The sequence below is a fragment of the Amycolatopsis sp. NPDC049688 genome (assembly GCF_040674975.1).
GTDB lineage: Bacteria > Actinomycetota > Actinomycetes > Mycobacteriales > Pseudonocardiaceae > Amycolatopsis.
Window position 1 is genome coordinate 421,420 of the sequence record NZ_JBFANY010000002.1, and the last position, 21,352, is coordinate 442,771.

At 71.3% G+C, this 21,352-nt stretch carries 20 protein-coding genes; 8 read left to right on the forward strand and 12 right to left on the reverse strand.

The window, feature by feature from the left end:
• The first annotated feature begins 6 nt into the window (after positions 1 to 6).
• Positions 7 to 669, forward strand: a complete 663-nt coding sequence (locus AB0J55_RS07950) for a DUF1707 domain-containing protein (RefSeq protein ID WP_364244415.1) — start codon at positions 7 to 9, stop codon at positions 667 to 669.
• Between the two features lie 72 nt (positions 670 to 741).
• On the opposite strand, the gene AB0J55_RS07955 is transcribed toward AB0J55_RS07950, so the two are convergent.
• From AB0J55_RS07955 to AB0J55_RS07990, 8 genes are all read right to left on the reverse strand, one after another.
• Positions 742 to 2,148: an MFS transporter gene (locus AB0J55_RS07955; protein ID WP_364244418.1), complete on the reverse strand. Its 1,407-nt coding sequence runs from the start codon at positions 2,146 to 2,148 to the stop codon at positions 742 to 744.
• Positions 2,149 to 3,105: 957 nt separating this feature from the next.
• The gene (gene ptsP, locus AB0J55_RS07960; RefSeq protein ID WP_364244420.1) at positions 3,106 to 4,737 is read right to left on the reverse strand and encodes a phosphoenolpyruvate--protein phosphotransferase; all 1,632 of its coding nucleotides are present in this window, start codon (positions 4,735 to 4,737) and stop codon (positions 3,106 to 3,108) included.
• Positions 4,727 to 5,467 carry a hypothetical protein gene (locus tag AB0J55_RS07965; protein WP_364244423.1) on the reverse strand — a complete coding sequence of 247 codons (741 nt, stop codon included), beginning with the start codon at positions 5,465 to 5,467 and terminating at the stop codon, positions 4,727 to 4,729. The genes ptsP and AB0J55_RS07965 overlap by 11 nt, the downstream gene beginning before the upstream one ends.
• A 28-nt stretch (positions 5,468 to 5,495) precedes the next feature.
• Positions 5,496 to 6,365 (reverse strand): ribokinase, encoded by an 870-nt coding sequence (locus tag AB0J55_RS07970; RefSeq protein WP_364244425.1) that lies wholly within the window; start codon positions 6,363 to 6,365, stop codon positions 5,496 to 5,498.
• Positions 6,366 to 6,625: 260 nt separating this feature from the next.
• Positions 6,626 to 7,723, reverse strand: a complete 1,098-nt coding sequence (locus AB0J55_RS07975) for a hypothetical protein (RefSeq protein ID WP_364244428.1) — start codon at positions 7,721 to 7,723, stop codon at positions 6,626 to 6,628.
• Positions 7,724 to 7,725: 2 nt separating this feature from the next.
• A complete protein-coding gene (locus tag AB0J55_RS07980; RefSeq protein ID WP_364244431.1) occupies positions 7,726 to 8,700 on the reverse strand; it encodes a hypothetical protein in 975 nt (324 codons plus the stop codon).
• Positions 8,693 to 9,016 (reverse strand): hypothetical protein, encoded by a 324-nt coding sequence (locus AB0J55_RS07985; protein ID WP_354811200.1) that lies wholly within the window; start codon positions 9,014 to 9,016, stop codon positions 8,693 to 8,695. The genes AB0J55_RS07980 and AB0J55_RS07985 overlap by 8 nt, the downstream gene beginning before the upstream one ends.
• A 17-nt stretch (positions 9,017 to 9,033) precedes the next feature.
• Complete coding sequence (locus AB0J55_RS07990) at positions 9,034 to 9,543, reverse strand: YbaB/EbfC family nucleoid-associated protein (protein WP_364244434.1); 510 nt, start codon at positions 9,541 to 9,543, stop codon at positions 9,034 to 9,036.
• Between the two features lie 167 nt (positions 9,544 to 9,710).
• On the opposite strand from AB0J55_RS07990, the gene AB0J55_RS07995 reads away from it, so the two are divergent.
• The 5 genes from AB0J55_RS07995 (at position 9,711) to AB0J55_RS08015 (ending at position 13,640) form a co-directional block, all read left to right on the forward strand.
• Positions 9,711 to 11,084 (forward strand): hypothetical protein, encoded by a 1,374-nt coding sequence (locus AB0J55_RS07995; RefSeq protein WP_364244436.1) that lies wholly within the window; start codon positions 9,711 to 9,713, stop codon positions 11,082 to 11,084.
• A complete protein-coding gene (locus tag AB0J55_RS08000) occupies positions 11,081 to 11,824 on the forward strand; it encodes an ESX secretion-associated protein EspG (protein WP_364244439.1) in 744 nt (247 codons plus the stop codon). Before AB0J55_RS07995 ends, AB0J55_RS08000 begins: the two co-directional genes overlap by 4 nt.
• Positions 11,821 to 12,213 (forward strand): hypothetical protein, encoded by a 393-nt coding sequence (locus AB0J55_RS08005; RefSeq protein WP_364244442.1) that lies wholly within the window; start codon positions 11,821 to 11,823, stop codon positions 12,211 to 12,213. Before AB0J55_RS08000 ends, AB0J55_RS08005 begins: the two co-directional genes overlap by 4 nt.
• Positions 12,210 to 12,830 carry a DUF3558 domain-containing protein gene (locus tag AB0J55_RS08010; protein ID WP_364244445.1) on the forward strand — a complete coding sequence of 207 codons (621 nt, stop codon included), beginning with the start codon at positions 12,210 to 12,212 and terminating at the stop codon, positions 12,828 to 12,830. Before AB0J55_RS08005 ends, AB0J55_RS08010 begins: the two co-directional genes overlap by 4 nt.
• A gap of 72 nt (positions 12,831 to 12,902) precedes the next feature.
• Positions 12,903 to 13,640: a TetR/AcrR family transcriptional regulator gene (locus AB0J55_RS08015; RefSeq protein WP_003087390.1), complete on the forward strand. Its 738-nt coding sequence runs from the start codon at positions 12,903 to 12,905 to the stop codon at positions 13,638 to 13,640.
• Here AB0J55_RS08015 and AB0J55_RS08020 read toward each other — a convergent pair.
• The 3 genes from AB0J55_RS08020 to AB0J55_RS08030 all read right to left on the reverse strand — a co-directional run bounded on the left by AB0J55_RS08020 (position 13,637) and on the right by AB0J55_RS08030 (position 18,623).
• Entirely contained in the window at positions 13,637 to 14,374 is a 738-nt protein-coding gene (locus AB0J55_RS08020) for an SDR family oxidoreductase (RefSeq protein ID WP_364244448.1), read from the reverse strand. The genes AB0J55_RS08015 and AB0J55_RS08020 overlap by 4 nt on opposite strands.
• A 90-nt stretch (positions 14,375 to 14,464) precedes the next feature.
• Positions 14,465 to 17,305, reverse strand: a complete 2,841-nt coding sequence (leuS, locus tag AB0J55_RS08025; RefSeq protein WP_364244450.1) for a leucine--tRNA ligase — start codon at positions 17,303 to 17,305, stop codon at positions 14,465 to 14,467.
• A 157-nt stretch (positions 17,306 to 17,462) separates the two neighbouring features.
• The gene (locus tag AB0J55_RS08030) at positions 17,463 to 18,623 is read right to left on the reverse strand and encodes an esterase-like activity of phytase family protein (RefSeq protein ID WP_364244452.1); all 1,161 of its coding nucleotides are present in this window, start codon (positions 18,621 to 18,623) and stop codon (positions 17,463 to 17,465) included.
• Positions 18,624 to 18,688: 65 nt separating this feature from the next.
• Here AB0J55_RS08030 and AB0J55_RS08035 point away from each other — a divergent pair, with 65 nt between their 5' ends.
• Positions 18,689 to 19,108: an SdpI family protein gene (locus AB0J55_RS08035; RefSeq protein ID WP_364244455.1), complete on the forward strand. Its 420-nt coding sequence runs from the start codon at positions 18,689 to 18,691 to the stop codon at positions 19,106 to 19,108.
• On the opposite strand, the gene AB0J55_RS08040 is transcribed toward AB0J55_RS08035, so the two are convergent.
• The gene (locus tag AB0J55_RS08040) at positions 19,105 to 19,677 is read right to left on the reverse strand and encodes a YqgE/AlgH family protein (RefSeq protein WP_364244458.1); all 573 of its coding nucleotides are present in this window, start codon (positions 19,675 to 19,677) and stop codon (positions 19,105 to 19,107) included. The genes AB0J55_RS08035 and AB0J55_RS08040 overlap by 4 nt on opposite strands.
• A 309-nt stretch (positions 19,678 to 19,986) precedes the next feature.
• Between AB0J55_RS08040 and AB0J55_RS08045 the strand changes: the two genes are divergently transcribed.
• Positions 19,987 to 21,273 carry an MFS transporter gene (locus tag AB0J55_RS08045; RefSeq protein ID WP_364245954.1) on the forward strand — a complete coding sequence of 429 codons (1,287 nt, stop codon included), beginning with the start codon at positions 19,987 to 19,989 and terminating at the stop codon, positions 21,271 to 21,273.
• The last annotated feature ends 79 nt before the right edge of the window (positions 21,274 to 21,352 follow it).

Below are 21,352 nucleotides of genomic sequence, written 5' to 3' on the forward strand. Positions count from 1 at the left end.
GTGGGCATGGGCGAGGAAGAGACCGCGGCGGCGGAACCGGTGACCGAAACCAAGCCGTTGAGCGAGCGCGATCTCCGGGTGTCGGACGACGAGCGCGAGCACGTCGTCGGCGTGCTGCAGAAGGCGATCGGCCGCGGGATGATCGACCTCGACGAGTTCACCGAGCGCACCGACCGCGCGCTGGCGTCGCGGACCCGCGGCGAGCTGAACTCCGTGCTGGCCGACCTCGCGGGTCTTTACCACCCGGCCGCGGCCCTCGCCGCCGCTCCGGCGTACGCGCCTCCGGCAGGTTACGGCGGCTACTCGAGCGGGCCGCGCGTCGAGCTGAACGCGAAGTATTCGTCGCTGCACCGCGGCGGGCCGTGGGTGGTGCCGTCCGAGCTGGTCGTGCGCAACAAGTACGGCTCGACGAAGCTGGACTTCACCGAGGCCCAGGTGCAGTCGCCGGTGGTGCACATCGAACTGGACGCCAAGTGGGGCTCGGTCGAGATCATCATCCCGGAGCACGCGGCGGTGGACCTCAACTCGATCGGCGACGTCAAGTTCGGCTCGATGGAGGACAAGACGCGCAGCAACGGCCGGATGGGCAACCCCCGGTACGTGCTGAGCGGCCGGGTCCACGGCGGTTCGCTGGTCGTCCGCCACCCGCGGCGCGGGCTCTTCGGCTAGCCGGGGCCCCTCTGCCCCCGGCGTCAAGAAGGCCTCCCCACCCAGGCATCGGGTGGGGAGGCCTTCGCCCGTTCAGGCGGCGAGCGGCCGGATCGACCGCAGGTGCCGGGCGACGAACCAGATCAGGGCGGCGAAGGCGACGGCGGCGAGCCCGGCGACGACGTGCAGCCCGTCGGGCAGGCCGTGGGCGCGGACGACGGCGTTGCCGAGCGTGCCGACGGTCGCGAGGCCGAAGGCGTAGCCGAACTCGTTGACGGTCTGGGCCAGCGAAGCGGCGGCGCCGGCCTTGCGCACCGGAACGGAGCCGACGACGAGGTCGGTGCCGAGAGCGACCATCGGCCCCACCCCCAGCGACGTCACGGCGAACCCGAGCGACGGCCACACCGGCCCGGCGGCGGGGTCGACGAGCGCGAGGACGACCATCCCGGACGCGGCGAGGGCGATCCCCCCGGCGATCAGGGCACCCGGCCGCACGCGCCGGGCGAGCACGGGCGCGGCGAGGAAGCTGACGGTCGAGCCGGCCATCCCGGGCAGCAGCCCCAGCGCGGCCCCGACCGGCGACAGGTGCTGGGCGAGCTGGAAGAACTGCGCGACGAAGAGCATGGTCGTGCCGCCGAGCATGCTGAACAGCAGCATCCCGCCGAGCGTGGTCCGGAACGCCTTCGCGGCGAACAGGCTGAAGTCGACCAGCGGGTCGTCGAGCGTGCGCTGCCGCTTGACGAAGACGTAGCCGACGACGACACCGATCACCAGGGCGAGCACGGGAACGGCCCGGACGCCGTCACGGGCGAGTTCCTTGACGCCGTAGACGGCGGGCAGGATCGCGGCGAGCGAGAGGGCGACGCTGGGCAGGTCGAGCCGCCCGGCGGTCTCGTCGCGGTACTCCGGCAGCAGCTTCGGCCCGACGACGAGCAGCAGCACCATGGCGGGCACGCCGAGCAGGAAGACCGAGCCCCACCAGAAGTGTTCGAGCAGAAAGCCCCCGACCATCGGCCCGACGATCGCCCCGACGGAGAAGCAGCCGGCCCAGATCCCGATGGCTTCGGCCCGCTGCCGCGGGTTGTGGAACAGGGTCCCGATGAGCGAAAGGGTGGAGGGCGCAAGGGTGGCCCCGGCGATCCCGAGCCCGGCCCGCGCGGCGATGAGCATGCCGGCACTGGTGGAGAAGGCGGCGGCCACGGAGGCGACCCCGAAGGCGGCGGCCCCGATGAGCAGCAGCTTCCGCCGCCCGATCCGGTCCCCGAGGGTCCCCATGGTGACCATGAACCCGGCGACCATGAAGCCGTAGGTGTCCATGATCCAGAGTTGTTCGGTCCCATCGGCGTGCAGGCTGACGGCCAGCTTCGGCAGCGCGAGCACGAGCACGAAGACATCGAGCGAGACAAGAAGGGTGGGCAGCGCCAGCACGGCCAGCCCGATCCACTCCCGACGTCCGGCCCGGACGGCATCAGCCGGGGCGGCGATGGTGGTGGCGGTCATGGTGAGGTCCTCTCGGCTCGATCGTTCGCTTCACCCCTGCGTCGAGCGGAGAAGGGCGGGATCGACAACCGGCCGGAAGTTTTTCCGGAGGGAAGTCCGTGAAGGCCACCTCCGGATTGCGGTGATGACCTTCACGGACTTCGGGCGAGTTGTTCACACCCCTCGATCAATGTGGACAACTGCGCCTGTTCAGGTTGGCACAGCCCGGCACTGTCGGTGATGACCGATAGACTGAAAGTGGGGGGGCGCCCCTGCGGGTGGGGATGATTCGGTGGGGGTCGAATCGAGCGGAAGTGGCTGCTTGACTGGGGTTGGTCGCCGGCTGAGGAGGGTTGCGGCACCACGGGCGGCCAGCACGGGGACGGCCACCGCGGGCTGGGGCGACCACGGGCAGCGCTTCCTGGGGTGCGCGCCAACCGAGCCGCGCCTCACCCACAGCCGCGCCCCACCGAGCCGTGTCCCGCCGGGCGGGCCGACCGAGCCGTGTGCCGCCGAGCCGCGTCCCGCCGGGCCAGACCCACCGAGCCGTGTGCCGCCTAGCCGCGTCCCGCCGGGCCAGACCCACCGAGCCGTGTGCCGCCTAGCCGCGTCCCGCCGGGCCGAGTCCACCAAGCCGCGCCAGCGAGCTGGGTCCGGCCGTGCCCCGCGAGCTGGGCCCCACCGAGCTGGGTTACTAGCGAGCCGTGCCAGCGAGCTGACCCACCGGGCCGGGCCTCACCAAGCCGCGCCGGCGGGGCGCGTCCGACCAACCTTGCTCACCGAGCCGGGCCGCCAAGCAGCCTCATCGAGGCGGGCCTACCGCCGAAGCTCCACGTGGGCCGGGCCACACCGCGCCGCGCCTCCGTCGAGCCGGGCTTCACCAAGCCGCACCAGCGAGGCGCGTCCCGCCGAGCTGGGCTTGCCGAGCGCGCCCGCCAAGCCGCCTCATCGAGGAACTGACCCCGCGAACCCGCCTTGTCAGGGGCGGGCCGCCGCGCGGGCGGCCGCTGGGTCCGATGTTGCCAGGGCCGCCTCTGCCAGGGCTTCGCACTCCGCGAGGCTCGCCGCTGCCAGGCTGGCTCCCACCGTGCGGATTGCCGGGGCGTTCATCGACAGGCTCGTCAGGCCCAAGCCCGTCAGGACCAGTGCCAGCCGCGGGTCCGCGGCCGCTTCGCCGCAGACCCCTGCCGGCTTGCCGGTGGCCTTGGCCGCGTCGCCGATCAGCTTCAGCAGGCGCAGCAGGCCCGGCTGCCACGGGTCGTTGAGCTTGGCCACCGCGCCGAGCTGGCGGTCCGCCGCGAACGTGTACTGGGCCAGGTCGTTCGTGCCGACCGAGACGAAGTCCACCGCTTCGAGGATCTCGCGGGCGCTCAGCGCCGCCGCCGGGATCTCGATCATCACGCCCGCTCGGGCGATGCCGGCCGCGCGTACCCGCGAGGCGAACCAGGCCGCCTCCTCGACCGTTGCGACCATCGGGGCCATCACCGAAACCTCGGCGCCCGAATCCGCCGCCGCGCCCGCGATGGCCTCGAGCTGGCGGTCCAGCACCTCGGGGCGGTCGAACGCCACGCGCAGCCCGCGGACACCCAGCGCCGGGTTCGGCTCGGCGTCCGGCGACAGGAAGGCCAGCGGCTTGTCGGCGCCCGCGTCCAGGGTCCGCACGATCACCGGCTTGCCCGCGAACGGGGCCAGCACCGCCGTGTACGCGGCGCGCTGGTCGGCCACCGACGGCTCGTCCGAGGCGTCCAGGTAGCAGAACTCGGTGCGGAACAGGCCGACACCCTCGGCGCCCGCGTCCGCCGCCGCCTGGGCGTCGGCCGGGGAACCCACGTTGCCGTAGACCTTCACGCGGTGGCCGTCGGCCGTCGCGCCGGTGCCGTTCCACTCGGCCAGCTCGGCCACCGTCGCCGTGACGATCGGGGCCGACGGGTCCGCGACCTCGACCGTGCCCGTGTCGCCGTCGACCGCAAGCGCTTGCGCGTCCAGGTTCAGCAGACCGCGGACCGCGACGACGGCCGGGATGCCGAGCGCGCGCGCCAGGATCGCCGTGTGGCTCGTCGGGCCGCCCTCTTCGGTGACCAGGGCGAGGACCTTCGCCGGGTCGAGGCCCGCCGTGTCGGCCGGGGCGAGGTCACGCGCAACCAGGACGCTCGGCGACGCCAGTTCGGGCACGCCCGGCGGCGCGATGCCGAGCAGCTCGGCGATCAGCCGGTCGCGCACGTCACGGACGTCGCGGACGCGCTCCGCCATGTACCCGCCGGCCGCGGCCAGCGCTTCGGCGAAGCCTTCGGCGGCCTGGTAGACGGCTCGCGCCGCGGGCAGCCCCTGCGTCTTGACCAGCGTTTCGGCCTGGGACGCGAGCGCCGGGTCGGCGGCCATCGCGGCCGTCGTGATGAGGATGGTCGCCGCTTCGCCGGTCGCGCTCTCGGCCTGCTTCTCCAGCCGGCCGGCGACGGTCGCGGCCGCGGGGGCGATCCGGGCGGCTTCGGCGGCCGGGTCGGCCGGGGCCGGGGTGGCTGCGGGCTCGCCGAGCGGCTCCGCGACACGGACGACGGGACCACTCGCGCGGCCGGGGCTGACGGCGACCCCGGACAGAAGCTCAGACGACATGGTCTAGACCATAGCTCAGATACGCCTGGATATCTCGTGGTGGCGGGCACAAACCGCGTTTGCGCACCTGTTCGAGCACCGGCCGGACCTCCTCGTGCCACCAGGCGTCGGCCAGGTCTTCGCGGCTGCGCACCGGCCGTCCGGCCAGCATACGGCGGAAACCCCACGCCTCGGCCGAGTCGGCGAGCCGGAACCAGTCGGCCGGATCGTCGAGCCACAGCCCGAGCCGGACGTCGTCCGGCAGCGGGACGCGCTCGAGGAACATCCGCTCGGCGGTCTTCGATGGCAGGTCGGCCAGGGTCAGGCAGCGCAGCGCGCAGGCGACCGTGCCGATCCAGCGGACGCGGGCGCGGATCGCCCGGGCGCCGCGGGCGCGGGCGATCGCGACGCGGTGGTGGCCGTCCTCGACGAAGAACATGTCGGAGAGCCGGACCAGCCGCACCGGCGGGAGGTCCGCCGACGTCCGCGTCAGGTGCTCCCAGCGGTCGCGCAGCGCCCGGTTTCGCGGCCGGAACTCGCGGTCGAAGTCCCCGGCTCGGGCCACGGTTCCGACGACGCCGTCCAGCGGCACTTCGTAGACGCCTTCGTCGATCTCGGTCTGCTTGCCGAGCGCCTTGAGGGTCTCGTCGAGCGGCATGAGCGCGAGGTGATCCGGCCGGCGCGCGTCCGCGATCGCCCTCAGCTGGGCGACGTAACCGCGCCACCAGGCCGAGCCGAACGAATCGCCCATGTGAGCTGCAACACGACAGGCCGGATGATCATTCCCCGAGGTCGGCGGCGGTCGGGTAGGACGGCTGCGCGCCGGGCCGCGTGACGCTGAACGCCGCGACCCGCACGGCCCGCTTCGCCGCCGGCACGAGGTCGGTGCCTTCGGCGAGCGACGCGGCGAGCGCTCCCGCGAAGGCGTCCCCCGCCCCGGTGGTGTCCACGGCCTCGACCGCCGGCGACTCGACCCGGCTCACCGAACCGGCTTCGACGACCACGGCGCCCGCCGCGCCGAGCGTGACGACGGCCGCCCGCGGCCCGAGGTCGAGCAGCTTCCGGAAGTCGGCGCCGGGCTCGGTCAGCCACGCGGCCTCGTGTTCGTTGACGAGCAGGACGTCGAGCTTGGCCAGCGTCTCCGGCGAGAGCTGCGCCGCCGGCGAAAGGTTGAGAAGCACCTTCACGCCCTCCTCGGCGGCGCGCGCGACGGCGTGCTCGACGGTCGGCAGCGGCACCTCCAGCGAGACGACCATGATCTCGACCCCGTCGAACACGGCGTCGACGTCGGCGGGCTCCAGGCTGGAATTGGCGCCCGGGGAGACGAGGATCGAGTTCTCGCCGTCCGGCGTGACGGTGATGTAGGCGATGCCGGTCGGCCGGTCGCTGGTCCGCACGAGGCCGGTGTCGACGCCGGCGGCGCGCAGCGAGTCGAGCAGCAGCCGGCCGTACGGGTCGTCGCCGACGGCGCCGACCAGCGCGACGTCCGCGCCGAGCCGCCCCGCGGCCACCGCGGTGTTGGCCCCCTTGCCGCCCGGCGAGAGCACGGTGTCACCACCCAGCACGGTCTCCCCGCCACCCGGCCGCCGGTCCACCGCGACGACGAGGTCGGCGTTGGCGGATCCCACAACGAGCACGTCAGAGTTCATGCCCCGCACTGTGCCACGAAAGCGGTCCGCTCCAGGTCAGCACGGGCAAGGAAGGGAAAGTGAAGGTTTTTGTAACTTATCCGGGGCTGAGTGCGACAATCATGCGAGCAGCGGAAGCCCGTCACTCGATCGGGGGATGACCGTCCCCCGGCCGTCACTACGTGGCCCGGTCCCGCTCTCCTGGTGCGTCATCACGCCTGACGTGATGACGTTGCCCCAACCGGCACCAGCCGGGCAGGGCATCGGGTCGCCGGCGCCGATCACGTAGCCCCCCGAGTGATCGGCGTCGGCGGCGCCCCTTTCGCGAGCACCAGCCGCAGGACGTTCCCGGCCGCGCCGGGGGAGACCTTCGCCGCCAACGGCCGGCTCCCCCCACGACGGAGGATCGCGTGGACGGAGACGTATCGACGCGTGGCCTTCTTCGCCGCGAGCTCGGTCGTCAGCCGGTCGAGCTCGGCTCGCCGCACCCGGACCGGATCGCCGTCCTTGGGACGCCACGTGATCGCGTCGGCGGTCACGGCGAATTCGCCCGGTTCGCCGCGGTAACGCGTGACGTAGAGCAGCACCCAGATCGTCACCGCGACCGGCAGCGGGATGCCCGGCGGGATGTCGTAGAAGGCCGGGGCCGCGAAGTCGGCGATGACCGCCAGCCAAGCCGTCCACAGGACGAACAACCGGCCCGCGGACGCCTGTTCGGCGCGGACGAGCGTGCGTGCCTGGTCCGCGCTCCAGCGTTTGACCAGCCGCTTCACCGGGTCCGGCACGCCGAAGCCGCCACGGCGGACGTTCTTGGACGTCCAACGCGCCAGGCCGGGGCGGTACCGCTCGATCGCCGCCGACGCCTTCTCGGCCTCCTCCCTGGCCATCGCCGACGACAGGATGTAGCCGTCCGGCGAGCGGTGCCGGCAGTCCGGGTTCAGGTTCCGGAGCGCGTCCTCGTCCACCAGCGAGACGGCGAGCGCGACCCGGTCGCCGGGCTCGCCGTCGCGGAAGTCGAACCGGCGGATGTCGCTCCAGGGCAGGACGAGGGTCGTCTTGTCTTCGAGCGGCTGCCGGAAGCCGTCCGGACCGAATTCGACCTTCGCCGTCACCAGTGCGCCGTTGCGGCGGACGTACCGCCGCAGGATCGGACCGCCGCAGAAGCACAGCACCGCGAGCACGCCGAGCGCCGGCGCGACCAGGCGGGCGACCGGGTCTTGGCTGCGCGCCCACACCAGCAGGCCGGCCGCGACGGCGGGCACGAGACCGAGGACCGCCAGGCAGCCGGCAGCGGCCCGCAGCCGGGACGGCGGGTCGTGGACCGGCAGCCGGACCTGCACCACGGCCGTTTCCGGTCCACCGGGAGTCGTCGAAACCACGGCTAGATCGACCCGGAGATGCGCTGACCGCCCTGCTGCCCGAAGACGGGCTCCGGCTTCTTCTCGTTGTAGTGGTTCTCGCGGTACTCCTTGTCGGCTTCGTCGTAGGCACCCGCGGTCTTCTTGCCCGCTTCCTTCCCGGCCTCTTCACCGAGCGCCTTGGGCAGCTCCTTCAGGCCGTCCTTGAAGATGCCCGGCGCCGCGCGAGCCGCGTCCTGCAGGGCCGCGAGCAGCTTCTGCCCGACGGTCCGGAAGAGCCCGCTGAGGTGGTTGAACTGGCTGATGCCCTTCCGGAAGGCCCGCACCAGCTTCTGCAGCCACTCCGACATGCGATGGCCGCACTTGACGATCTCGGCCGTGCCCTCGCCCGCCAGACCGGCGGGCGCGGCGGGGCCCGGGTACCGCATCAGGATGCTGATCAGCTTGCCGATGCATTCGGTGAGCAGGTCGCGCAGCACGCTGCGCACGACGTTCAGGATGCTCTTGCAGACGTCGATCAGGACGGAGATGGCCTTCGCCCCGCCGGCGACGCCGGAGTACATGTCGCCGAGCTCGGCGGCGAACGCGCGATAGGCGTCGGCGCCTTGCCCCTGCCACTCCGCGCTGTCCGCCTTCACCGTGTCCAGGAGGTCCTTGGCGACGGCGTCGATCTCGTCGCTGATGCCGCTCCACGTCTCCTGCATGACGTCGAGCTGTTCCTGGTTCCCGGTGACCCAGTCGAGCGGGGCGCGCAGGAACTCGACGTGCTCGATCAGCCAGCCGAGGCCCATGCTGGCCAGCCCCGCGATGGGGTCCTGGAGGAACTCCATCACGCCGGCGGCGCCGAAGCCGAGGTTGAGCAGGCCCTCGGTCCAGTCGCCGTCGGCCGCCTTGGTGGCCGCGTCCCAGAAGTCCTGCGCCATCCCGGCGCCTTCGAGCGCGGATGACCCTTCGTCGACCTTCTTCTTGGCCGCCGTCACCAGCGCGTTCTCAGTCAAGGTGGATCCCCTCCAAGCTCGCCTTGACGTCCTGTTCCCGCCAGTCGACGTGCTGGGACCAGGTGCGCACGCGGTCGATCTGCTCCTGCGCCACGTTCTTCGCGTGGCCGATCGAGTCGCTCCCCAGGGTCTGGGCGACGCCGCACAGCGCGCCGAGGCCGCAGGCCTGGCCGATCAGGCCGAACGCCATCGGGTCGACGACCTGGGCCGCCGCGTCCAGCGTCTTGGCGAACCGGTCGACGAACGGTTCGAGCTTCTTCGCGTGGGACAGCAACTGCTCCGGCTGGATCCGGATGTCCGGCTGCGGGTTGTTCACGGTCTTCCCCCCCTCGGTCAGCGCAGGTAGTCGCCGTCGCTGAAGTAGTCGTCGTCGGTGCCGGGCTCGGGCGCGGGCCGCGGCGGCGCCGGCTTCGGCCGCGACGGCGGCTCTTCCTCGGCGATGAAGCGCGCCCCGTCGTCCGCAGGCGCCGCGTGGCCGCCCTCGACGAAGCCCTGCGGCTCCGGCTCGGGGAATTCGCGGTGCAGCTGCTCGACCAGCTCGTTCATAGTTTCGGTGCCCGCGATCGACGGCAGGCCGGCCTGCACGGCACCCGCCAGCTTGCTCTGCGCGCGCTGGACGGTCCGCAGGATTTCGTCGGCGAGGTTCGCCTTCTCGCGCACCGCGTGCCCGATCTCCAGGCCGACGAGGTTGCCGAGGTGGTTGACCTTGACCGCGATCTGGCCGTCGGAGCTGCGTTCGGCCACGGTGACCGCCGCCATCTCGGCCTGCATGCGGTCGCCCCGCTCCTTGGCCTCGGCGATCTTGGCGTCGAAGCTCGCCAGCAGTTGCTCAGGGTTCGACACGCGAACCTCCCCTGTTCACGTCAGTAGCCGTACGGCGACCGAGTGTGGCACACCGGTCGGACAGTTTCGGACGGGTCGCCTGACCAGGTCGGTTCGGTTCCTCACACAGGGGGTAACCGGTGGGGTATTGTCCGTGACGCAGTCGAACGCGAGGGGAGCGCGGTTCGGTGGGGTTGTTCGGCGACATGCTCGACGCTGCCAAGCACGTCGGGTCGGAGATCGCGCACGCCGTCCAGTCGGGTGGCGAGGGGCTCGGCAACGTGCTGAGCGGCGCGGGTGTGGGCCTGCTCGCGGGTGGCCCGCTCGGCGCGGTCGCGGGGGCGTACGTCGGCTCGCAGACCGGCACCGGGGCGGTGAACCCGCAGGCCGCGGGATTGTCACCCGGTCAGCTCGTCCAGGCGGTGCTGAGCGGGCCCGGCACCGAGTCGCTGCAGAAGGTGCACCAGGCGGGTGTCGACCAGTCGGACTACCAGCGCCGGCTCGAGCAGGGCACGCGCGAACTGACCTCCGGCCTCGAGTCCGCGTGGACCGGCGGCGCGTCGGACGCGGCCCGGGAGCGGCTCCGGCCGCTGACGGCGTCGGCGACCTCGGCGTCCACGACGCTGGACCGGAACTCGACGCTGGCCCAGGCGCAGATCGACCAGTTCCACCAGCTGAAGAACTCGCTGCACCCGGACGTCACCGACCAGCCGCCGACCCGCAGCGCCTGGGACGTCGTGACGCCGTGGGACACCGACACCGAAGACCGGATCAACCAGTACAACCGCAAGGCCCAGGAGAACGTCGAGCGGTACACCGCGTACTCGCAGCAGTCCAGCTCGAACACCGCGGCCCGGACGACCGACTACGGCCAGCTCCGCGAGTACACCGGCGGCGACTTCACCGTGCAGGACCCGGTCGAGCCGCCGGCCGGGAAGCGGACGCGGACTCGGACCGGTGGTGGTGACGACGACCGGCCGATCGGCGCGCAGGTCCAGCCGCCGCCGGCGGTTCACCCGCCGGTCGTGCCGCCGGGTCAGGTGACGCCGCCGGGGAACGTCACGCCGCCGGGGTACGTCACGCCGCCGGGATCGCACGCGCCGGGTGTGGACGACAGCGTTCGCGCGCAGGGTTACGTGCCGCTGTCGGCGCAGTTCCCGCCGGGCTACCAGCCACCGGCTACGGGACCAGAGGGCTTCGGCCCGGGCTCCGGAGGCGGGTTCGGTCCCGGCTTCGGCCCTGGCTTCGGTCCCGGCGGGGGCGGCTTCGGGCCGGGTTCGTCATCCGGCGCGAGCGGCGGCGCGGGTGCCCGCGGCCCGGGCGCGGCGACCGGCGCCGGCGTCCCAGGCGAAGGCCGTCCCGGCACGGTCGGCGGGGTCCGCGGCGGCGCGGCGGGCAAGCCGGGATCACCGGGGATGGGCGGCATGGGCCCCGGCGCGAAGGGCGGCAAGGGCGAGGAGGACGCGGAGCACCAGCGCGCGTCGTACCTGGTGGAGGCGGATCCGGAGAGCATCTTCGGCGGGTCCGACGAGCGGACCGTGCCCCCGGTGATCGGGCTGTGATCTTCCTGCCCAAGGCCGCTTTGCTCACCGCGTGGGAGTGGGAAGGGCACGGCCCACCACCCGCGGTCCTCGGCGCCGACAACCTCTGGCTCGGCGACGAGACCCGCAAGCGGCTCGAAGAGAAGGTCCTCGACGTCCTGACATCGCTGCGCCTCGCCGCGGGCGGCACGTTGACGCGGGAATTCCGCGACATCCTGCGTGTCCTCGCGAGAGGCGTCCACCAGTTCACGGCGTGGCTGGGCGACATCGAAGCGGACGAATCGGGCGCGGTCCTCGTCTCCGCTGCGGGCCCGGACGCGCTCCGGCTGATCCGGAAGGACGACGACGTCCGGATCGACGTCGTGGAACCGTCGCGGATCGCGGAGTCGCTGGTGGATGTGCTGCCCCCGGTGCCACCGGCGCGCATTTCGGCGGTGCTGATTCCCGAGGCGCGCTTCTCGGGGCGGGCGGTGGAGGAGTCGTACGACCTCGAGGACCCGACCGCCGACCGGGGACGGGACCCGTTGCTCTGGGCGCGCCGGCTGATGGCGGCCCGGCGGACGGGGCTGCACCAGTGCTACGCGCTCAAGCGGGGTGCTCGCAGTGCGCCGGTCACCGCGGTGGATGTGGCCGGGACCGGGCGGGTGCTGACGTACGTGGTTCCGGGGCGGGAGCGGATGGTCAGCTTCCAGCCGGGGACCCGGGGTGCACTGACGGATGTGCTGTACGCGACCCTGAACGGGTTGGGGGGAGGACGATGACGATCTTCAGCGGGATCGGCTTCTGGGCGACGGACCTGCCGAGCGGAGGTTCGCAGCCTGCTGGGCAGGGGTTCGCGATGAGCTCGGCGGAGATGCGGGCGATGCTCAAGAAGGCTGAGGCCCAAAAGGACACCATTGTCGAGCAAATGCGCGCCGCCGAGGGCTTGAGCCAAGCGAAACCACCGGCGGACGAGCCGGTCAGCCGGCAGGCGGTGCTCGGTCCGAACGGGGTCAACGAGGCCGGACGCTACTACCAGGGCCACCTGCAGTACCAGCTCGGCTATTACCAGGAACTGATCCGGCGATTGAGGCAAGCTCTCGGGATCACCGAGGCGGCTGACCAGCAAGCCGCGGATTCGACGAAAACGATCAAGGGGTCGCTCGAATGATTCGACGAGTTCTCCTCGGCGCCACCGCAGTGGTCGTCGGCGCTGCATTGCTGACCTCGTGCACCGGCGAACGTCGCACATCCGGCACCGCATCGGCCGCACCGACCGGCAGCGCGGAACTGCCGAACAGTGGTGCACCCAAGGTGACGAACCCCCTGCCCGCCAAGGTGCTGGACGGCAGTCCCTGCGATTCGGCCTTCACCGCGGAGCAGCTGACCGGCTATCTCGGACAACCGGGGTCGCCGAAACCGAAGGACTCGGAGCTGGGCCCGATGTGCGACTGGGGCAGTACCTCCGGCAGCAGTGCCGGCATCCTGGTCATCTACGAGACCAAGAACAACGAAGGCATCAGCCTCGCCTTCAAGAACGAGAAGCCCAAGGCCAAACGCTGGGTCGGCGACCTCGAGCCGGTCCAGGGTTACCCCGCGGTCGGCTACGTGGACGTCGGGTCGACCGACAACCGGACGTGTGTGATCGTCGTAGGTATCGCTGACGAGCTGGCGTATTCCGTCTCGCTGAGCATCGGCGACTCGGCCGTCCAAGCAGGCAAGGACGCCTGCCAGCTCGGACGCGGCGTCGCCGACACCGTGCTGACGAATCTCAAGGCGCGGGCCTGAGCTGCACCTTTTCGTTACGGCGGAGATCGCGTTAATGCAAGATTTGTCGTACTAAACACCTAGACTGTTCGGATGAGCCACCCCACGCGGAGGGGTCGCGCGCGTGCGGCTACCGAACAGGACATCCGGCGGACCGCCCGGAAACTGCTCGTCGAGCAGGGGCCGGAGGCGGTTACGCTGCGGGCCATCGCGCGGGAGCTGGGGATCACCGCGCCCGCGCTGTACCGGTACTACGAGTCGCGGGACGACCTCGTCGAGAACCTGCGGCTGGATGTCTGCGCCGATCTGGCGGACGAGCTCGCCGAGGAGATTGCCGAGCTGCCCGACGACGGTGTGCTGCAGCTGTTCGCCATCTGCAAGGGCTTCCGGCGGTGGGCGCTCACCCACACGAAAGAATTCACGCTCGTCTTCGCGTCGCCGACCGGCGGCGTGGGTTCGACGGCCGGGAGTGCGCTGAGCAGGGTCGACGAGCCGTTCGGGCGGATCTTCCTCGCCGCTGCTGGGCGGGTGCTCGCGCGGCACGACATCGTGCTGCCTTCCGCCAGTGGCGTGCCGGACGAGCTGCGGGATGACCTGCAGACCTTCCAGGAGTCGCTGGTCGCCGTGCTCGCCGAGTCCGATCAGGGGGTGCCCGTCGAAAAGATCGACCTCGGCGTGACGTACCTGATGATCCAGTTCTGGGCCCGGCTCTACGGGCACGTCACGCTCGAGGTCTTCGGCAACTACCCGATCCCGATGTCGAAGCCGGACGTGCTGTTCGAGTCCATGCTCATCGACCTCGCCCGGGAGATCGGGCTCTACTCCGGTTAGGCCGCGTGGCCGCCGTCCACCGACAACACCGCCGCCGTCACGTACTCGGCGCCGGGTGAAGCCAGGTAGGACACCGCAGCGGCCACCTCGGCCGGCTTCCCGTAGCGGCCCGCCGCCGTCATCGCCGCCTGGTCCGCCGCGTACGGGCCGTCGGCCGGGTTCATGTCCGTGTCCGTCGGGCCCGGGTGGACCAGGTTGACCGTGATGCCGCGCGCGCCCAGCTCGCGCGCCAGCGCCTTGGTCAGGCCGACCATCGCCGCCTTGCTGGTCGCGTACAGCGCCATGCCCGGGCCGGGCACGCGGTCCGTGACGCAGCTGCCGATCGTGATCACGCGGCCGCCGTCGCTCAGGACGCCGGCCGCCGCCTGGGTCGCCGCGAACACGCCGCGGACGTTCACCGCCAGCACGCGGTCGACGTCCTCAAGCGCCGTCTCGGTGAAGGCGCCCACGAAGCCGACGCCCGCGTTGTTGACCAGGACGTCGAGCCGGCCGAACTCCGCCACCGCGGCCGAAACGGCGGACGAAACCGCGGCAGCGTCCGCCGAGTCCGCCTGGATCGCCAGCGCGCGACGGCCGAGTTTCTTGATCTTGTCGACCACCTCGGCCGCCAGCGCGGCGTTGCTCACGTACGTCAGCGCGACGTCCGCGCCGTCCTCGGCGAGCCGCAGGGCCGTGGCCGCGCCGATGCCCCGGCTGCCGCCCGTCACCAGCGCCACCTTGCCGTCGAGGGTCATCCCCGGTTCTCCTTTGATCGAGCCGTTTTCGTTGACTGCTCAATCAAATCGAGAACCGGGGAAAAGCACCGGCGGCTTTCCGACAGCGCGCTACAGGACGATGTTGACCAGCCGCCCCGGCACCACAATCACCTTGCGCGGCAAGCCGTCGCCGACCAGCGCCGCCACCTTCTCGTCCGCCAGCGCCGCCGCCTGGACCTCGTCGGAAGACGCCGAAGCCGGGACCGTCACCCGGGACCGGACCTTGCCGTTGACCTGGATCGGGTACTCGACCGAGTCCTCCACCAGGTACTTCTCGTCCACCACCGGGAACGGCCCCTGCACCAGCGAGTCCACGTGCCCCAGCCGGTGCCACAGCTCCTCGGCCAGGTGCGGGGCCAGCGGCGCCAGCATCAGCACCAGCGGCTCGGCCAGCTCACGCGGCGTCGACGCGGTCGCGCCGTACACCTTGGTGACGTGGTTGTTCAGCTCGATCAGCTTCGCGCCGGCCGTGTTGAACCGCATCTCGGCGTAGTCCTCGCGGACGCCGGCGACCGTGCGGTGCAGCACCTTCCGGTCGGCGTCCGTGGCCTCGTCGGCGGACACCCGCAGCTCGCCGGTCTCCTCGTCGACGACCAGGCGCCACAGCCGCTGCAGGAACCGGTGCGCACCCACGACGTCCTTCGTCGCCCACGGGCGCGACATGGCCAGCGGGCCCATCGCCATCTCGTAGAACCGGAACGTGTCGGCGCCGTAGTTCTCGGCCATCTCGTCCGGCGTGACGACGTTCTTCAGGCTCTTGCCCATCTTGCCGTACTCCTGGGTGACCTCTTCGCCTTCGAAGAAGTACTTCCCGTCGCGCTCCTCGACCTGCTCGGCCGGGACGTAGACGCCGCGCGAGTCCGTGTACGCGTACGCCTCGATGTAGCCCTGGTTGAACAGCTTCCGGTACGGCTCCTTGGACGTCACGTGGCCCAGGTCGAACAGCACCTTGTGCCAGAACCGCGAGTACAGCAGGTGCAGCACCGCGTGCTCGACGCCGCCGACGTACAGGTCGACGCCGCCGGTGTCGTCCGCGCCGTGCTCGCCCGGCCGCGGGCCCATCCAGTACTGCTCGTTCTCGGGCGCGCAGAACGTCTCGCTGTTCGTCGGGTCCAGGTAGCGCAGCTGGTACCAGCACGAACCCGCCCAGTTCGGCATCGTGTTGATGTCGCGGCGGTACTTCTTGACGCCGTCGCCCAGGTCCAGCTCGACCTCGACCCAGTCGGTCGCGCGGGCCAGCGGCGACGACGGCATCGAGTCGCGGTCCTCCGGGTCGAACGTCACCGGCGAGTAGTCGGCGACCTCGGGCAGCTCGATCGGCAGCATCGACTCCGGAACGGCGTGCACTTCGCCGTTCTCGTCGTAGACCACCGGGAACGGCTCGCCCCAGTAGCGCTGGCGCGAGAACAGCCAGTCGCGCAGCTTGTACTGCACGGTCCCGGTGCCGGCGCCCTTTTCCGACAGCCAGTCGATGATCGTCTTCTTGGCCTCGGCGACGTCCATGCCGTCCAGGAAGCCCGAGTTGATCGCCGGCCCGTCACCGGTGAACGCCTTGCCGTCGAAGCCCTCGGACGGCTGTACGGTCCGGATGATCTCCAGGCCGAACTTCTCGGCGAACTCCCAGTCGCGGACGTCCTGGCCGGGGACGGCCATGATCGCGCCGGTGCCGTAGCCCATCAGCACGTAGTCGGCGACGAAGATCGGGATCTGCTTGTCGTTGACCGGGTTCGTCGCGTACGCGCCGGTGAAGACGCCGGTCTTCTCCTTGTTCTCCTGCCGGTCCAGCTCGGACTTCCGCGACGCGGCGACGCGGTACTCCTTGATGGCGTCGGCGGGCGTCGCCGCGCCACCGGTCCAGCGGGAGTCGACGTCTTCAGGCCACGAGGCCGCGGTCAGCTTGTCGACCAGCGGGTGCTCCGGCGCCAGCACCATGTAAGTGGCGCCGAACAGGGTGTCCGGGCGGGTCGTGAAGACCTCGATGCCCTCGTCACCGGAGGAGAAGGTGACGCGGGCGCCGTGCGAGCGGCCGATCCAGTTCCGCTGCATGGACTTGACCTTCTCCGGCCAGTCCAGCAGGTCCAGGTCGTCGACCAGGCGATCGGCGTACGCGGTGATCCGCATCATCCACTGGCGCAGGTTGCGGCGGAAGACCGGGAAGTTGCCGCGCTCGCTGCGGCCGTCGGCGGTGACCTCTTCGTTCGACAGGACCGTGCCCAGGCCCGGGCACCAGTTGACCGGCGCTTCGGAGATGTACACCAGCCGGTGGTCGTCGATCACCTTCTTCCGCTCGGACGCGCTCAGCGCCGCCCAGTCACGGCCGTCCGGCGTCGGCCGGGAGCCGTCGGCGAACGCGGCCTCCAGCTCGGCGATCGGGCGGGCCTTGCCCGCCTCGGTGTCGTACCAGCTGTTGAAGATCTGCAGGAAGATCCACTGCGTCCAGCGGTAGTACTCCGGGTCGATCGTGGAGATGCGACGGCGCTCGTCGTGGCCCAGGCCCAGGCGCCGGATCTGGCGCAGGTAGGTCCGGATGTTCTCCTCGGTCGTCTTGCGCGGGTGCTGCCCGGTCTGGACGGCGTACTGCTCGGCCGGCAGGCCGAACGCGTCGAAGCCCATCGTGTGCAGCACGTTGCGCCCGATCATCCGGTGGTACCGGGCGAAGACGTCGGTGCTGATGAAGCCCAGCGGGTGCCCGACGTGCAGGCCGGAGCCCGACGGGTACGGGAACATGTCCTGGACGAACAGCTTGTCGCTGGGCACCGGCTGCCCCTCGACGGCGAGCGGCCCGACGGGGTTGGGCGCGTGGAAGGTGCCCTGGTCGGCCCAGTGGTCCTGCCAGCGCTGCTCGATCTGACCCGCCAGCGCGGCCGTGTAGCGGTGCGCCGGGACGTCGGTCCCTGTTGTCTCGGTCATCGCCGTCATCCTTCGCGTTTCGAGCTACTCCAGAAACAACTCGACCCCTCAGCCACCAGGGCATGAGGGGTCGCCGCGCCGGCCGGGCCGGGCCCGGTCAGCGCGGCAGGCTAAGGAGCAGCCGAGCCGTGTTCATGTGCACATCGTAACTTGCTGGTCAAAGCCGTTCGGAGGGGACCGCCAGTGCGACGAACTGCGTGACCTGCGTCGGCGAGAAGTTGTTGTCGCTGACCAAGATCAAGCTGCGCTCGCCGTTCGGCAGCTTCGGGCCCCAGGTCATGCCCTCCAGGTTGTCCACAGTGGACAGGCCGAGGTCGGCCGCGTCGAAGAGGAACCGCTTCTTCACCGGCTTGACGTGCTTCGCGTCGGCCAGGGACTTGACGTTCAGGACGTTCGTCGCGCCGCTCGTGTCGATCTCGTAGACGCGCACCTTGTTCCCGACGCCGGTGACGAACGAGCGCTCCATCATCAGGAACTTCGTGGGGTCGGCCTGGTCGACGGCCAGGATCGAGGAGACGCCGGTGGTGGCGAACGCGCCGGCGGGCACCGGTGACGCGAAAATCGGCTCCTGCGGGTAGGCGTACTGGGCCAGCACCGGGCCGTAGCGGCCCTGCAGCGTGATCCGCGAGACGCCGCCGGTCGTGCGGGTCGACTCCGGGCCGTCCTGCAGCAGCGGGCCTTCGACGTCACTGGCGATCAGCGAGCCGAACCCCGTGAACGTGAGCCCTTCGAGGACGAGGTTCTGCCGCGGGCCGGCCGTCGGCGTCATCTTCTCGTTGGCCGGAATCGGCAGGTCGCGGACGTATTCGCCGTCGCGGCGCGCCTCGCGGATCGACGGGTCGATCAACGTCGTCGCCGTCCGCTCGCCCTCCTGCGACCAGTAGTAGTCGCCGGTCCACGGGTCGACGCGCAGCTCTTCGGGGTCGATCGTCTGCTCGTTCTGCGGCTTCGACGGGTCGTTCTGCGCGAGCGGCGGGTACGTCGTGCCGTCGGGGCGCAGGAACGGCTTCGTGCCGGTGAAGGTGACGTCGCCGACGCCGTGGGCGGTGACCGGGAAAGTCGCCGTGTAGAACCGGGCGGGGTTGATCGCCGAGCGGTCGTCGCAGATCAGCGCGTAGCCGCCGGTCCGGGGGTCGTAGTCGATGCTGGACAGGCCGCCGACCGTCGTGCCCTGGAACGGCAGGGCGTTGGGGACGATCTTCTCGCCGAGCAGCCGGATCGGCCGCTGGTGACTCTCGGTGGCGCTCGCCGGGGTTGCGGCGAGGATTCCCCCGATCAGGGCAGCGGTCAGGACGGTGGGCAGTACACGCGGTGACATGGCCTGTAGCACAGTCGATCAGGGTATCCGGCAGGTTGCCGGGACGTCACGCTTATCCTTGACCCGTGTTCGCTATCGCGCTGGTTCCGGTCGTGCTGGGTCTGCTCGTCGGTTTTGGTGGCTTCCTCGGGTTCCGCGAGCGCTTGACGCGCGAGGGCGGCACCGGGGTGCGCACGGAAGCGGCGTTGCGCAGCGAAGAAGCTTTCAAGCTGGCCAACCGCGTCGCGGCGCTGCCGACCATGGCCGGGGGCGCGATCGCCGTGCTCACCGGGCTGGCCGGGCTGGCCATGCCGACGACCGGCGGTCTCGTCTCGGCCGCGCTCGCGGGTGTGCTCGCCATGGTGCTGCTGGTCATGGGCGGCGGCGTGCTCGGCAACCGCGCCGCGCTGACCGTGCCCGCCCCGGCTCCGGCGGCGCCGGCCGGCTGCAGCGGCTGCGCGTGCGGCGCCGGCGGCTGCGGCGTCTTCAAGAAGGAAGAGGCCTAATTCCGCTGGAGGTCGCCCGGATGGGTGGCCAGCAGGGCCAGCGGGATGCCCTGGCGGCGTAGCACCTGGCTCCACAGGTCGCCGTCCGGCGAGGCCAGGATGTCGCTCGGCAGCGCCGGCACGATGACCCAGTCTTCGCGCTCGATCTCGCCGGCCAGCTGACCCGCGTCCCAGCCCGCGTAGCCGGCGAACACGCGCACGCCGCGGACCCGCGGCACCAGCGCCTCCGGATCGGTGTCCAGGTCGACCAGCGCGACCGGTCCGCGGACGGCGATCACGCCCGGCACGCTCGCCGCCGTCTCGCCGGTGCGCAGCGCGGCCAGGCACAACGCTGTCTTCTTCTCGACCGGGCCGCCGACGAACACCGCCTGCGGCTCGGCGACGTGTCCGCCCCAGTTGGGCAGCACGTCGTGCACGGCGACGTCGCTCGGCCGGTTCAGGACCACGCCGAGCGTGCCCTCCTCGCGGTGATCGATGACGAACACCACGGTCCGGCGGAAGTTGGGGTCGACCATGGTGGGGGCGGCGACCAGGAGCGTTCCCGGCTCAACCTCGGCGTCCGCTGGCACAGACCCATGATCTCACCTCTGGCCCGGCCAATTACTTCGGCTCGGGAACAATCGCCCCAGCAGCCCCGTTGGAAACATGTGGTCGGCGCACTCCGTGTCCCCCGGGCTCACTGAAGAACCGCCTTTGTGGAATACCGTCCGGCTGGAGCCACACTGCGCATAGCCGCCGAGAGGCGACCTCAGTGCGTCGGCCACCCATACTCGGTGGCTTCGCCACCTTCGCGCACTCGCACTGAGGGTGTTCGACCAGGGGGCAAGCCCCCTGGAACCCCCAGAGTGCGTCGGCCACCCATTACCCTGACCTCCGTGATCAGCTCCCAGTCGACGACCGCGCGCAGAGGCCCTCGGGAGCTGCTCAAAGACCCCGACTTCCGTCGCCTTCTCTTCACGCGCTTCGCCGCCAGCTGGGGCGACGGCGTCTTCCGCGCCGGCCTGGCCGGAGCCGTCCTGTTCAACCCCGAACGCGCCGCCGACCCGCTGGCCATCGCGGGCGGGTTCGCTGCTCTCCTGCTGCCGTATTCGGTTGTCGGGCCGTTCGCCGGGGCGTTGCTGGACCGCTGGGACCGCCGTCGCGTGCTGATCTTCGCGAACCTCCTGCGCGGGCTGGCGATCGTCTGCGCGGCGGCCGCCGTCGGCTTCGGGTTCGGCGGGATCGGCCTGTTTTCGCTGGCCCTGGCCGCGGAAGGGATCACCCGCTTCATCGGCTCCGGGCTTTCGGCGTCGCTGCCGCACGTCGTGGAGGAAGAGAGCGTAGTGACGGCGAACGCCTTCGCCACGACGCTCGGCTCGGTGGTCGCCGTCCTCGGCGGTGGTTGCGCGATCGGCCTGCGCGCGCTGTTCGGCAGCAACGACGTCGGATCGGCGGAGACCACGGCGTTCGCCGTCCTCGGCACTCTCGTCGCGGCGTTCCTCGCGCGCGGTTTCGCCCGTGGCGTGCTCGGGCCGTCGGTGGTGGACGAGCCGCCGAACCCGGTGCTGGCCGTCGCGCGCGGGCTGGCCGACGGGGCTCGCCACGCCTGGCGCGCGCCGAGCGTCACGGCCGGCTTCGTCGCGCTGTTCGCGCACCGGGCGTCCTTCGGGGTGTCGCTGCTGGTCACGGTGCTGTTGATGCGCAACTACTTCACCGACCACGGCCTCTTCCGCGCCGGCCTGCCCGGGCTGGGGCAGATGGCCGCGCTCGCCGGGGCTGGGCTGCTGCTGGCCGGGCTGCTGACCGCGCGGATCATCCGCCGGCTCGGGCGGCTGCGCGCGGTGCTCGGCTCCCTGCTGCTCGCCGCGATCGCGCAGTCCGCGCTGGGCCTGCCGATGCTGCTGCCGCTGGCGCTGCTCGCGTCGTTCGTGATCGCCGGGGCCGGGCAGGTGCTGAAGCTCTGCGTCGATTCGTCGATCCAGCTCGACGTCGCCGACGAAGCCCGCGGCCGGGTGTTCGCGCTGTACGACACGCTGTTCAACATCACGCAGGTGGCGGCGGTTTCGCTGGGCGCGCTCGTCGTCCCGGACGACGGCCGTTCGCCGGGTCTGCTCATCGCCGCGACGGTCTGCTACCTGGTCGGCGGAGCCGGGTACCTGCTGGCCCGCCGACGTGCGATTCGCTGACGCAAACACCCGAACCAGTCACGATGACTGCTCCATTGGCATTAGGGTGACGGCAAGTCATTAGTAGGTTCGAGGGACA

What these genes read in the sequence shown, in the direction of transcription:
- AB0J55_RS07955 (WP_364244418.1), bottom strand. Translation starts at nt 2,148, where the DNA reads ATGACCGCCACCACCATCGCCGCCCCGGCTGATGCCGTCCGGGCCGGA.
- AB0J55_RS07970 (WP_364244425.1), bottom strand. Translation starts at nt 6,365, where the DNA reads ATGAACTCTGACGTGCTCGTTGTGGGATCCGCCAACGCCGACCTCGTC.
- AB0J55_RS08030 (WP_364244452.1), bottom strand. Translation starts at nt 18,623, where the DNA reads ATGTCACCGCGTGTACTGCCCACCGTCCTGACCGCTGCCCTGATCGGG.
- AB0J55_RS08015 (WP_003087390.1), top strand. Translation starts at nt 12,903, where the DNA reads ATGAGCCACCCCACGCGGAGGGGTCGCGCGCGTGCGGCTACCGAACAG.
- AB0J55_RS07950 (WP_364244415.1), top strand. Translation starts at nt 7, where the DNA reads ATGGGCGAGGAAGAGACCGCGGCGGCGGAACCGGTGACCGAAACCAAG.
- ptsP (WP_364244420.1), bottom strand. Translation starts at nt 4,737, where the DNA reads ATGTCGTCTGAGCTTCTGTCCGGGGTCGCCGTCAGCCCCGGCCGCGCG.
- AB0J55_RS08005 (WP_364244442.1), top strand. Translation starts at nt 11,821, where the DNA reads ATGACGATCTTCAGCGGGATCGGCTTCTGGGCGACGGACCTGCCGAGC.
- leuS (WP_364244450.1), bottom strand. Translation starts at nt 17,305, where the DNA reads ATGACCGAGACAACAGGGACCGACGTCCCGGCGCACCGCTACACGGCC.
- AB0J55_RS07965 (WP_364244423.1), bottom strand. Translation starts at nt 5,467, where the DNA reads ATGGGCGATTCGTTCGGCTCGGCCTGGTGGCGCGGTTACGTCGCCCAG.
- AB0J55_RS08020 (WP_364244448.1), bottom strand. Translation starts at nt 14,374, where the DNA reads ATGACCCTCGACGGCAAGGTGGCGCTGGTGACGGGCGGCAGCCGGGGC.
- AB0J55_RS08010 (WP_364244445.1), top strand. Translation starts at nt 12,210, where the DNA reads ATGATTCGACGAGTTCTCCTCGGCGCCACCGCAGTGGTCGTCGGCGCT.